The organism is Pseudomonas sp. S2_B07, from assembly GCF_054668435.1.
This window is the reverse complement of the sequence record NZ_CP162769.1, coordinates 2,316,399-2,328,688: the sequence shown is the minus strand read 5'-3', so window position 1 is coordinate 2,328,688 and position 12,290 is coordinate 2,316,399. Positions and strand designations below refer to the sequence as shown.

The 12,290-nt window shown below is 59.4% G+C and carries 8 protein-coding genes and 2 tRNA genes; 2 read left to right on the top strand and 8 right to left on the bottom strand.

The features are described 5' to 3' along the window. Positions 1 to 160: 160 nt before the first annotated feature. From AB4N43_RS10835 to AB4N43_RS10820, 4 genes are all read right to left on the bottom strand, one after another. Positions 161 to 1,459 (bottom strand): virulence factor family protein, encoded by a 1,299-nt coding sequence (locus AB4N43_RS10835; RefSeq protein ID WP_059181529.1) that lies wholly within the window; start codon positions 1,457 to 1,459, stop codon positions 161 to 163. Continuing rightward, a complete protein-coding gene (gene mprF, locus AB4N43_RS10830) occupies positions 1,459 to 4,101 on the bottom strand; it encodes a bifunctional lysylphosphatidylglycerol flippase/synthetase MprF (RefSeq protein WP_059181528.1) in 2,643 nt (880 codons plus the stop codon). Before mprF ends, AB4N43_RS10835 begins: the two co-directional genes overlap by 1 nt. A 278-nt stretch (positions 4,102 to 4,379) precedes the next feature. Continuing rightward, positions 4,380 to 4,456 (bottom strand) — tRNA-Met (locus AB4N43_RS10825). A gap of 233 nt (positions 4,457 to 4,689) precedes the next feature. Beyond that, positions 4,690 to 4,766, bottom strand: a tRNA-Met gene (locus AB4N43_RS10820). 300 nt (positions 4,767 to 5,066) lie between these two features. Between AB4N43_RS10820 and dinB the strand changes: the two genes are divergently transcribed. Further along, positions 5,067 to 6,128 carry a DNA polymerase IV gene (dinB, locus tag AB4N43_RS10815; RefSeq protein WP_027925673.1) on the top strand — a complete coding sequence of 354 codons (1,062 nt, stop codon included), beginning with the start codon at positions 5,067 to 5,069 and terminating at the stop codon, positions 6,126 to 6,128. A gap of 102 nt (positions 6,129 to 6,230) precedes the next feature. On the opposite strand, the gene AB4N43_RS10810 is transcribed toward dinB, so the two are convergent. The 4 genes from AB4N43_RS10810 to AB4N43_RS10795 form a co-directional block, all read right to left on the bottom strand. Next, the gene (locus tag AB4N43_RS10810) at positions 6,231 to 7,184 is read right to left on the bottom strand and encodes a hypothetical protein (protein ID WP_027925672.1); all 954 of its coding nucleotides are present in this window, start codon (positions 7,182 to 7,184) and stop codon (positions 6,231 to 6,233) included. 17 nt (positions 7,185 to 7,201) lie between these two features. Then, positions 7,202 to 8,917 (bottom strand): proline--tRNA ligase, encoded by a 1,716-nt coding sequence (locus AB4N43_RS10805; RefSeq protein ID WP_027925671.1) that lies wholly within the window; start codon positions 8,915 to 8,917, stop codon positions 7,202 to 7,204. Between the two features lie 130 nt (positions 8,918 to 9,047). Continuing rightward, entirely contained in the window at positions 9,048 to 10,607 is a 1,560-nt protein-coding gene (locus AB4N43_RS10800) for an AmpG family muropeptide MFS transporter (RefSeq protein ID WP_059181527.1), read from the bottom strand. Between the two features lie 44 nt (positions 10,608 to 10,651). After that, positions 10,652 to 11,005: an MGMT family protein gene (locus AB4N43_RS10795; RefSeq protein WP_027925669.1), complete on the bottom strand. Its 354-nt coding sequence runs from the start codon at positions 11,003 to 11,005 to the stop codon at positions 10,652 to 10,654. A gap of 164 nt (positions 11,006 to 11,169) precedes the next feature. Between AB4N43_RS10795 and AB4N43_RS10790 the strand changes: the two genes are divergently transcribed. Continuing rightward, positions 11,170 to 12,177: a DUF481 domain-containing protein gene (locus AB4N43_RS10790; RefSeq protein WP_027925668.1), complete on the top strand. Its 1,008-nt coding sequence runs from the start codon at positions 11,170 to 11,172 to the stop codon at positions 12,175 to 12,177. Positions 12,178 to 12,290 lie beyond the last annotated feature (113 nt).

Sequence of the window (12,290 nt, the reverse complement as noted above, 5' to 3'; positions counted from 1 at the left end):
TGGACTTTCTAGCTTGATGAAGAGTCAAGACATTTAGGAGAATGGAGTCGAGGTCGAGTTCGACATACCGTCTACTAGCTGAAAGCACTTCACGTCCGCACATGTAAAAAAGCCCCCGCAACCAAACAGCTGCGGGGGCTTTTTCGTGGCGACGCTCAGATCACTCTTGCGCCGTCGCGTCTTCCTTGGCCTGTCGCTTGACGATGATGTCCACAAGGCGCTGGGCCAGTGCCGGGTAGTTCTCGTCGAAGTGGTGGCCGCCAGGCAGTTTGATCGCTTCGCCCACGGCGGTCTTGTCGGTGCAGCCGCTTTCGTCGACTTCTTCTTCGCCGTAGATGCACACCACTTTTTCCGGTGGCAGCTTGGCCATTTCCGGGCCGGTGGCGGCTTCTTTGCCGGCGTTGCCGAGCCAGCCTTCGACTTCGATTTCGAAGCTGCCGGTGCGGGCGAAGGCCAGCAGGATGATCGCGTCGACGCGCTGTTGTTCCGATTCGGCCAGGCGGTTGTAGATCGCTGGCAGTACGTCAGCGCCGAACGAGTAACCGGTCAGGATGAAGCGCTTGGTGCCCCATTTCTGCCGGTAGTGCTGCATCAGTTCGGCGAGGTCCAGGGCGCTTTGCTCCGGGCTCTTGTGCTGCCAGTAGTAGCGCAGGGTGTCGATGCCGACCACCGGGTAACCGATCTTGGCCATTTCGCCCGCTACGTCACGGTCAAGGTCACGCCAGCCGCCGTCGCCGGAGAGGAACAGGGTGACGGTGTCCTTGGCCTGGCCGGCCGGTACTTCAACAACCGGGATCTGCAGGCCACCGGCGGCTTTGTCACCGCCGACAAGAATCTTGCGCAGTTCGTTGTTCAGCACTTGCGGCAGGTTGATGTCGTAATCGCTGATGCTGGTTTCGGCGTTGGGTTGATCGCGCACGAAACCGGCGCTGGTGTCGTCCGGGTTGTCGTTCCATGCCACCAGCCAGTGGCCGTGGGCGGCGCTTTTCGGCAGCAGGTGGGTGCAACCCGGTTTTTCCAGGGCCAGGTCGACGGAAACGGCCTGAGCCTTGTCGTTCTTTTGTTCGGACAACCAGCGCCACGCCAGCACGGCGCCAGGGCCGATACCGCTGACCAGGGTCGCCGGGCCTTTGAGTTCTCTCAGGCCCGATTGCAGGGCGCGGCTTTGCAGCAGGCAGTCTTTGGGCAGGATCACCTGGACAATCTGCGCCGAGCTGGAGCGGCTCAGGGTCATCAACTGCTGATCGCTGAGCTTCTGGTCTTCATTGACCGCCACCAGTACCTGGGCTTTCGGTGTGGTCCCGGGAATCACACGGGTCATCGCCGCGCCATCAGCCGGTGTCAGCAGTTCGAGCGTCGGAGCCGGTGCCGGACGTTTCAGGTACCAGTAACCGCCACCGAGAATCAGGGCCAGCACTACCAGTGTGGCCAGTACGTACCGCAAGGAGCGTTGAATCATCAGCGTTTCACCAATCCGGTCAAGCCGCCCGCAATCAGGGCAGCAGTGTCGGCCAGGGCTACCAGCGGATCGAGTCCGGCGGGCACGGCCATATAACGGGGTTCCCAGTCAGGCTGGAACTTGTCTTTGAAGCGGCGCAAGCCTTGGAAGTTGTAGAGCTGCTCACCACGGCGGAAAACCATCGAGCCCAGGCGCTGGGTCAGTGGTGCACCACGACGGGGTTGCAACCCCGACAACGGCACCATGCCCAGGCTGAAGCGCGCGTATCCATGATTTTTATAATGTTGAATCAGGCCGACCATCATGAACTCCATGGTCAGTTTTGGCGCGTCCGGGTGCGCACGCATCAGGTCGAGGCTGGCCAGGTCATGGCCATAAGTCTCGAGCAAATTGGCGAACGCTACCGGGCGACCTTCGAAGCGGATCACCGCAATGCGGAAATGCTTGAGGTAATCATCGCTGAAACGGCCCAGCGAGAAGCCTTTCTCGCGCACGTTCTTGCCGGTCAGCCAGGCATCGGAAATCACCTTGAGCTCATCCATTGGCGCATGACCCGGCTCAAAGATCTCCAGCGATAACCCGTCGCGGGTACCGCGGTTCCAGGTGTAGCGCAGGTCTTTCATCTCTTTGCCCTTGGCTTCGAGATCAAATCGATGCAGATCGACTCGGGCTTCTTCGCCCAATTTGATCGCGGTCAGGCCGATGTCCATGTAGTACGGCAGGTTCTCGGCGCGCACCTGATAGAACACAGGACGGGCGTGGTGGACGTCGCAAAGGTCGCGGAACTGCCAGATCATTTCCGCCCGTTGCTGGGTCGGGCCGATCGGGTCGTACAACGCCACCAGGCTGCGCCCGCGGCGGGCGTACATCAGAAACGCCTCGTCGTCAGGGTGGAACAGCAGCGCCTTGTCACCGGTCAGGGCGAGGCCGCCATCCGGTTGGGCTGAAGCCATGAGGATCTTGGACGCGCGCTCCAGTTCATCCGGCGTCGGCAAATGGATGACCGGGCGGGCGGTGCGCAGCAGCCAGGTCAGGGACACCACGACCAGCAGCACGGCGGCGCCCAGCAGCGAGCGCAAGCCACGCGGCGCATCAGCATCGAGGGTGAACTGCCACCAGAGTTGATGGCTGTACGGAACGTCCTGATACGCAAACAACAGCAGCCAGATCGAGGCCCCCAGCACGCACAGGCTCGACACCAGATACAACGGCGAGAACGGCAGTTCGGTGAGGCGGCTCGGGCGATAGAACGAGCGACGGAAAACCCCCAGCAAGCTGGCGATGAGGGTCATCAGGCAGGCTTCTTCCCAGTCAAAACCCTTGAGCAGGGAGAGCAGGGCGCCGACCAGCAGCAAAATAGTGGTCAGCATCCAGGCGGCCGACAAACGTCGGCGCAGGCCTTGAGCCAGCAACAGGCACAGCACGCCGATCAGGCTGGCGCCGAAGTGCGAGGCGTCGACCAGACGATGCGGGATCAGGAAACCGATGTGTTCCAGGCGGGTATCGATTTCCGGGGTCACGCCAGAAAACAGCAGCACCACGCCAGACAGGAACACCAGCACCGCCAGAATCGGAGCAGCGAGACCGGACGCCGCGCGCAGGGACTGACGCGACTGAAACAGGCGCTGGCCTTCATTAATCAGCAGGAAGATGCAGGCCACCAGCAAAGGCAACACCACATAAATCAGTCGATACAGCAGCAGGGCGGCGGCCAGTGGTGCTGCGCCGAGTGAATCGGCGAAGGCGGCCAGCAGGATCGCTTCGAATACGCCGACCCCGCCCGGTACGTGGCTGAGCACACCCGCGGCCAATGCCAGCAAGTACACCAACAAAAAGGCGCCGAAGGGCGGAGCTTCCGGCAGCAACAGATAGAGCACGGTCGCGGCGGCGGCCACGTCCAGGGCAGTGATGATCAGTTGCAGGAAGGTCAGGCGGCGGCCGGGCAGGCGCAAGGTGCGGCGACCGACTTTGACCAACAGGTTATCCGGTGAAGGCTGTTCCGGCAGGCGGCGGCGGTAGATGCCGATGGCCAGCACACTAAAGAGCAGCAGGACAGCTGCGGCAATCACGCCGAGCAAGGTCTCGGACAGACCCAGGGCGGTAGAGGCGGCCGGCAGGTCACTAAGGGTTGCCAGCGCGGCCAGCGGAGGCAGGGCGCAACCGAGCGACAGGCTGGCAAACAACGTCATGTGAGCGACGTCTCCAGCCCCCAGGCCATGACGCGCATATAAACGGTAGCGAACCGAGCCCCCCGAGAGCATGGAAAGGCCAATGGCGTTGCCGATGGCAAAGGCCGTGAAGCCACCAAGTGCAAGGATTCGCGGCGGCAGCGTTACACCCGCATAGCGGCTGGCCGACCATTCGTAACCCAACAGAATGATGAAGCCGACGATGGTCGCACCCAGTGCGCCGAGCAGGGCCGGTTTCGGGACTTCCAGGATCGAGTCATGCAAAGCGTACAGGTCGAGTTCGCTCAACAGATGACGACAGGCAATCAGCGCGATCGCGAACAACAGCAGCGTGACCGCCAGGCCAATGGGCTGACGGTATTTGCTGATCAGATCGAGCAGGTGCAAACGCCCGGCCTTGATCGGTTGTGTCGCTGTGACGGTGTCTTGTGGATCAGACGAGTTGGCGCGCATCAATCACCTCTTGGATTGTGCGCGACAGGATGGAGGTATCGAGCCAAGTTACCAATCCCTGTAGAAAAAAATAATCACGAATATTAACGCCTCTCACCGGTTTGCGGCGATGGCCTGTCATGAGTCGTAGAGGGGGCTGCCTGAGTTGCAGCATAGTCTGAACTCGGCTGCCTGATGATCCCTGACGCTTCACGACACTGTGACAGATCATTGTTGCGAAAGGACTTTTTCTGCAGATACAAAAAAGGCCACTCTTTCGAGTAGCCTTTTTTGATGTTTGGTTGCGGGAGCCGGATTTGAACCGACGACCTTCGGGTTATGAGCCCGACGAGCTACCAGACTGCTCCATCCCGCGTCTGTGTGGCGGCATTCTACAGGCGAACGGCGGGGTGTCAACCGTTAATCCAGATATAGGTCAAATAAGCGCAAATGAGCGGGCGAACGGTTGCAGGGGAGACCTAAGTTTCGGAATCAGAACGATTTCTCATTTCTGGCCACGATCATCTAAAGGCGCCATTTCTTCGCTCACACCTACAAAACAGGCGCGCACAAAAAAGGCCACTCTTTCGAGTAGCCTTTTTTGATGTTTGGTTGCGGGAGCCGGATTTGAACCGACGACCTTCGGGTTATGAGCCCGACGAGCTACCAGACTGCTCCATCCCGCGTCTGTGTGTCGGCATTCTACAGAGGATCGCCGGGGTGTCAACCTCAAATTATGGAAAAACCTGTTCCTGTTCAACCGCTTAGCTTGCAATCAAGACCTGGATAACGGCTGAAAGGCACGCCCGGCAAGGCTTGCAGCTCTATTGGATGCTCTCAGTCGATTGATAAAATAAATGCACTGGGTCCTTTCCTACGTGTGAAAAAGAACATTCAGACTACTGGTGCTATATACAGGTGCGAGTGAGATACTGCTTATCCGACACGCCAACACGCCCTTTCTCCGTCATGAACTGCGCTTTTATATGACCCAGCGAAAAATCATCCACGTCGATTGTGACTGCTTTTACGCTGCCATCGAGATGCGTGACGACCCGCGCCTGGCCGGCAAACCGTTGGCAGTGGGTGGTTCGGCGGATCGGCGGGGAGTGATTGCGACCTGTAACTATGAGGCGCGCGCCTATGGCGTGCGTTCAGCCATGTCTTCCGGGCATGCGTTGAAGCTGTGCCCGGACCTGACCATCGTCAAGCCGCGCATGGACGCCTATAGAGAAGCGTCGAAGGAAATTCACACGATCTTTCGCGACTACACCGACATGATCGAACCGCTGTCCCTCGATGAGGCCTACCTCGACGTGTCGGACAGTGCGCATTTCGGTGGCAGCGCGACACGTATCGCCCAGGACATCCGTCGGCGGGTGTCCAATCAATTGCATATCACCGTGTCGGCCGGTGTGGCACCGAACAAGTTTCTGGCCAAAATCGCCAGTGACTGGAAAAAACCCAACGGGCTGTTCGTCATCACGCCGGATCAAGTGGAAGACTTTGTCAGCGGCTTGCCAGTCAGCAAACTCCACGGCGTGGGTAAAGTCACGGCCGATAAGCTGGGCAGGCTCGGCATCGTCGATTGCTCGCATTTACGCGAGTGGGACAAATTGGCGTTGGTGCGCGAATTCGGCAGCTTTGGTGAGCGACTCTGGAGTCTGGCCCGTGGGATAGATGACCGTTTGGTCCACAACGACAGTCGGCGGCAGTCGATCAGTGTTGAAAACACCTACGACGTAGACTTGCCGGACCTGGTGAGCTGCCTGGATAAATTGCCCGAACTGCTGGAAACCCTGGCGGGGCGCATGGCGCGAATCGATAGCAGCTATCGGCCGGGCAAGCCGTTCGTCAAAGTGAAATTCCACGACTTTACCCAGACCACGCTGGAGCAGGCCGGGGCAGGGCGGGATTTGGGGAGTTATCAGCTTTTACTGACCCAGGCGTTCAATCGCGGTGGGAAACCGGTGCGGTTGTTGGGGGTTGGGGTCAGGCTTGAGGATTTGCGGGGCGGGTTTGAGCAGATGGAGTTGTTTGAGCGGTAGTTTGGTGGTGAATTGAGGGCCTCATCGCGAGCAAGCTCGCTCCCACAAGGATCTACGGTGTTGCATAGATCCAGTGTGGGAGCGAGCTTGCTCGTGATGCTTTTAGTTCGGTCCCGGATCCGCTACCAAACGCCCTGCATCCTTGGTCAGCGACTTGAGGAATTCAGTCTGCAACTCAGGATCATTGCGCGTCAGTTCGATCAGGCTTTGTTCCAGTTCGCTGGCTTCTTCTTCAAGACCCAGGTCTGAAAGGCGCTTGACCCGGTGTACCCACTGGCTCACTTCGTCGTCTTCAAGGTCGTCATAAATCAGCCCGTGGGCTTCGAGCAACTTGCCGCGCAAAGAGCTGCTGACCGCCAGGGATGAGTCGGTATGCACATCGTCCTGCCCATCTTCGACACTGATCAGCAGGCGGGTCAGATGATTGATGTCATGTTCGGCGAACGGGCTGTCCAGCAGATTCAGGCGCAGAACGCCGTTTTTGTCGGTGCTCAGCTCGAATGTTTCCTTGCCGGCCTTGACCTCCACCGGACGCTCACTCCAGGGCAGGCTCGAGTATTCGGTGCGTTTGTCGCGCTGAACCTCGTCGATACCGGCCAGGTTTTGCTGCGCACGACCGTGGGATTGCACGTTCATGAACGGGTTGAGCCCGGCGAAACCGTAGCTCAGCCAATCCTTGGTCACGCTGTCGGGCAGATTGCCGAGGGCAAACACGTTAACCACGTTCGCACCGACACCGGCCACGACGGCCACTGCGCCCAGCGGGACCTCGTAGACCTCCCGCCAGGGTTGGTAAGGCGTGTAGCGATCGTAGTGGCGCGTGACTTCAAATTCGGTGACTTCGAAGGTCTTCTGCTCGTGGATTTTCACCCGACGTTGCGGCAGATCAAGCACCTTGGGCTCGCCGACATCGATCTGCAGGCTGTGATCGAGCAGTTTGCGCTCGACACGTTCCTCGTGCTCGCTGCGTTGCGACATGTGATTGGCGCAGCCGCTGACCAGCAGGGTGCCGCACAGGGCGGCACCACCGAGGCCTAAGGTGTTTCGCTTGAACATGACTTCTCTATCTGGTGTCAGCGGCGGATACGGGCCTGGAGGAAAGACAGCACGTCAGCGACCGGCAGCGCTTGCGCTTCAGGTTCGGTGCGGCTTTTGTATTCCAGATTGCCTTCGGCGAGGCCGCGGTCACTGACCACGATCCGGTGAGGAATGCCGATCAGCTCCATGTCCGCAAACTTGATGCCCGGGCTGGTTTTCTTGTCGCGGTCGTCCAGCAGGACTTCGAAGCCGGCAGCCGTCAGTTCTGCGTACAGCTTGTCAGTGGCTTCGCGAACCTGTTCGGTTTCGTAGCGCAATGGCACCAAGGCAACCTGGAACGGCGCAAGCGTGTCGCTCCAGATGATGCCGTTGGCGTCGTTATTCTGCTCAATGGCCGCCGCGACCACGCGGGAAACGCCGATGCCGTAGCAACCCATTTCCAGGGTAACCGGCTTGCCGTTCTCGCCCAGCACTTCGCACTTCATCGCTTTGCTGTACTTGTTGCCCAGCTGGAAGATGTGCCCGACTTCGATGCCGCGCTTGATTTCCAGGGTGCCCTTGCCATCCGGGCTTGGGTCACCGGCGACTACGTTGCGCAGGTCGGCAACGGTCGGAACCGGCAGATCACGCTCCCAGTTCACGCCGAAGTAGTGCTTGTCGTCGATGTTGGCACCGATGCCGAAGTCGCTCATCAGCTCGACGGAACGGTCGATGATGATTGGCAATGGCAGGTTCAGCGGGCCGAGAGAGCCGGCGCCGGCGCCAATGGCGTCGCGCAGTTCGCTTTCGGACGCCATCACCAGTGGGCTGGCAACGCCTGGCTGGTTGGCGGCCTTGATTTCGTTCAGCTCATGGTCGCCACGGATGATCAGGGCAATCAGCTTGCCTTTCTCTTCTGCGTGAACGACCAGGGTCTTGATGGTCTTTTCGATCGGCAGATTGAATTTTTCCACCAGCGCGGCAATGGTCTTGGTGTCAGGTGTATCGACCAGACGCAGTTCTTCGGCCGGTGCTGGACGAGAAGTTTCACGCGGCACGGCTTCGGCTTTCTCGATGTTCGCCGCGTAGTCGGAACCGTTGCTGAAGACGATGTCGTCTTCGCCGGATTCAGCCAGAACGTGGAACTCGTGGGAGCCGGCACCGCCGATGGAGCCGTTGTCGGCTTCTACAGGGCGGAACTTCAGGCCCAGACGGGTGAACACGTTGCAGTACGCCTGGTGCATGCGGTCGTAAGTGACCTGCAGCGAAGGCTGGTCCGCGTGGAACGAGTAGGCGTCCTTCATGATGAATTCACGGCCGCGCATCAAACCGAAGCGTGGACGGATCTCATCACGGAATTTGGTCTGGATCTGGTACAGGTTGATCGGCAGCTGTTTGTAGCTGCTCAACTCGTTGCGCATCAGGTCGGTGATGACTTCTTCGTGGGTCGGGCCGGCGCAGAAATCGCGACCGTGGCGATCCTTGAAGCGCAGCAATTCAGGGCCGTATTCTTCCCAGCGACCGGATTCCTGCCACAGCTCAGCCGGTTGTGTGCTCGGCATCAACACTTCGAGAGAGCCCGCGGCGTTCATTTCTTCACGAACGACGGCCTCGACCTTGCGCATCACTCGCAAGCCCATCGGCAGCCAGGTGTAGAGGCCCGAGGCGAGTTTGCGGATCATGCCGGCGCGCAGCATCAGCTGGTGGCTGATCACGACCGCGTCGGAAGGCGTTTCTTTCTGTGTGGCGAGCAAAAATTGACTGGTGCGCATGGTTGGCCGTTGTCGGTTGCTGATGACGAGAAATGACGGAGCATTGTACGGGCGAGATCCGCTGGCGTACAGGCGTGCGGTCGGTGGTGTGGCACGAGGGCGGGATTCATGCCGCCCTTTGCGATGCTTCCTACGATTCTTCCACGATCTGGGTCGGCACCGGTTCCGGTGTCGGTGTCGGACCTGCGCGACGGCTTTCCTGGTACCAGTGCAGGGCGATCAGCAGCAGTGTCGGAACACCGAGCAGGGCAGTGATCAGGAAGAAATTGTGGTAGCCGAACTTCTCGACCATGACCCCTGAGTACCCGCCGATCAGGCGTGGCAACAGCAGCATGATTGAACTGAGCAGGGCGTACTGGGTGGCGGAGAACTTGAGGTTGGTCAGGCTCGACAGGTAGGCGACGAACGCCGAGGTCGCCAGGCCGGAACTGAAGTTGTCCAGGGAAATGGTGACGATCAGCATGTTCAGGTTGGCGCCCATGTCGGCGAGCATCAGGAACAACAAGTTGGTGCCGGCCGATGTAATGCCGCCGATCAGCAGAATCGGCAGAATGCCGAAGCGCACGATCAACAGGCCGCCCATGCCAGCGCCGACCAGCGTCATGATCAAACCGAAGATCTTGCTGACACCGGCAATCTGATCTTTGGTGAAGCCCTGATCGATATAGAACACGTTAGCCATGACGCCCATGACCGTGTCGGACATCCGGTAGGTGGCGATCAAGCCGAGCAGCAGGAACGCTTGCCAGCGGTAGCGCGTAATGAAGTCGTTGACCGGCGTCAGCACGGGCGCCAGACCGCGGCGACCTATGGTCGACAGGCACAGGGCGGTCAGCGTGGTGTAGAGAATCGCCCGCAGCAGCGCCCGGTCTTCGAGGACCAGATCGAGCAGGCTGACGCCGCCGAACAGCACGCTGGCGAAGTCGGTGTTATAGAGCTGGGTGAACATGGCGGGCACGGACACCAACAGCACGATCAGCACGAACACCGACGCCAGTTGATGCACAAAGCTGTAGCGGCCGGCCTGAAGCTGGGTGCGCAGTGGCACGGGCGGTTCGCGCATGAATATCGAGGTGAGCAACGCCGGGATCATCAGGGCGCCGAACAGCACGTAGGTGCCGGCCCAGGCCGAATGCTGATAGTTGAAGCCGGTGGAGCCGAAACCCTCGGCGAAGAACAGGGCGCCGGCGGTCGCCAGCAACGCGGCGATTCGATAGCCGGACATATAGCTGGCGGCGAGGGCGGCCTGGCGACTGTCTTCGGCGATTTCCAGGCGATAGGCGTCTACAGCGATGTCTTGCGTCGCCGAAGCGAAGGCAACGACCACGGCAATAGCGATCAACCAGGACAAATGTTTTTGTGGGTCGCAAAACCCCATGCCGATCAGACCGAGGATCACCAGCGACTGCGATAGCACCAGCCACGAGCGTCGACGCCCCAGCTTGCCGAGAAATGGCAGGCGCCATTGGTCCAGCAACGGGGACCACACCCATTTAAAGGCGTAGGCCAAGCCGATCAGGCTTGCATAACCAATGGTTTCGCGGGCTACACCGGCCTCGCGAAGCCAGACGGAAAGCGTTGAAAACACCAGCATGTAGGGCAGGCCGGCGGCGAAACCAAGCAGCAACAACACGAGCGTCGAGGGGCTGGCATAGGCGGCGAGCGCGGCGCGCCAGGTTTTACGGGGCATGGGCTGGAGTCTGCCTCAAGAAATACGGAAACAAAGGGCGCACTCTAACCGCTGTGCTCTACCGGACGCCAGCCATGGCGCTGAATATCAACACGATTATTCAGGACGCTGATGCCTTCAGCACGTAATCGCGCGCGCTGCTCATCCCCTGAAGGGCTGCCCACCGGCAAGCTGATCCGACCACCGGCCCCCAGCACCCGGTGCCAAGGCAGTTTCGTGTCACCCGGCAATTGGCTCAGTGTGCGTCCGACCCAGCGAGCGGCGCGACCGAGTCCGGCCAGCTCTGCCAATTGACCATAGCTCACCACTTTGCCCTCGGGCACTTGTGCCAGGGTCAGGTACAGCGCCGTGCGTCGGATTTGCGCCGGGCTTTCGGTATCAGCGGTTGGGTCGGTCACGTCCGGTGGTTCCTGAAAAAGTTCGCTTTGCCGTCTGTAGAGTAAGTCGTGGATCACTGATTGAGAAATGAACTCAATAGAAATAGTCGGGTCAGTCCTTGCTAGGGCCTTATTCCTGAGGATAATGCCGACTTTTTTTCGCAATCTTGAGCCTGTCCTTGCTTATGTTGTCCAGAACCTTGCTGTGCCTCGCTGTTGCCAGTGCCTCCTCACCTTTGCTCGCTGATACCGTCTGGTTGAAGAACGGTGACAAGCTGAGCGGCAAGATCACGCTGTTCGATGGCGGCAAATTGCTGATTCAAACCGAGTACGCCGGTGCGGTCCCGATCGACTGGAAGCAGGTCAAAACCCTGGAGAGTGATCAGGAGTTGCTGGTCAAGCAGGATGCCTACACCGGCGAGAAGACCAAGTCGCTGCATGCGGCCGATGACGGCAAGGTGACGCTGCAAAACGGCGAGGCACCGAAGACGGTCGAGTTGGCCAGTATCCAGCAGATCCTCAAACCCAAGCCGGTCGTGGAAGATCTGGTGTGGAAGGGCAATATCGACGCCGCGCTGGATTACCAGCGGGCGGAAAATGACACCGACGACTATGACATCGACTTCAAGACCACGGCGCGCCACGGTAAATGGCGGCATATCGCAGAAGGCGAGTACAACCGCGAATTCCAGGATGGCGTGGTGACCACAGACAACTGGCGGGCTGAATACTCCCTCGACCGCTTCCTCACCGAAAAATGGTTCTGGCAGGGTCGGGCTGTTTATAAGCGCGACAAAGTCGAAGACCTGTCCCGTCAGCGCACCGTCGGTACCGGTCCGGGCTACCAGTTCTGGGACAACGAATTGGGCGCATTCTCCCTGGGCTCGCTGGTCAACCGTACGGACTACGAGTTCACCGACGGCAGCAAGGAAAACTTCTATTCCCTGGCGATGAAGTGGGATTACAACCGCTACCTGATTGGCAAGAAGGTGGAGTTCTTTACCAATGGGGAGATTGGCAAGCCGTTGTCGGGCGTGGCCGATTACGCGCTGGATTCAGAAATTGGCTTGCGCTACAAGGTAACCGAATGGGCTTCGCTTAACCTGAAGGCGGAGCGGGATATCATCAGCGGTACCGATGAATCTGATCTGGACAAGACGCGCTACACCGCAGGGTTTGGCGTGGCCTGGTAAGGCGTCAAAGAAAAATCGCAGCCTGGGGCTGCGATTTTTTGTGCCTGCAAAAACACACAGGCACAAAAAAGCCCCGCTTTTAAGGGCGGGGCTTTTTACTAAAGCAAGTACAA

Coding starts and splice junctions, on each gene's coding strand:
- AB4N43_RS10790 (WP_027925668.1), top strand. CDS start 11,170: ATGTTGTCCAGAACCTTGCTGTGCCTCGCTGTTGCCAGTGCCTCCTCA.
- AB4N43_RS10800 (WP_059181527.1), bottom strand. CDS start 10,607: ATGCCCCGTAAAACCTGGCGCGCCGCGCTCGCCGCCTATGCCAGCCCC.
- mprF (WP_059181528.1), bottom strand. CDS start 4,101: ATGCGCGCCAACTCGTCTGATCCACAAGACACCGTCACAGCGACACAA.
- AB4N43_RS10805 (WP_027925671.1), bottom strand. CDS start 8,917: ATGCGCACCAGTCAATTTTTGCTCGCCACACAGAAAGAAACGCCTTCC.
- dinB (WP_027925673.1), top strand. CDS start 5,067: ATGACCCAGCGAAAAATCATCCACGTCGATTGTGACTGCTTTTACGCT.
- AB4N43_RS10835 (WP_059181529.1), bottom strand. CDS start 1,459: ATGATTCAACGCTCCTTGCGGTACGTACTGGCCACACTGGTAGTGCTG.
- AB4N43_RS10810 (WP_027925672.1), bottom strand. CDS start 7,184: ATGTTCAAGCGAAACACCTTAGGCCTCGGTGGTGCCGCCCTGTGCGGC.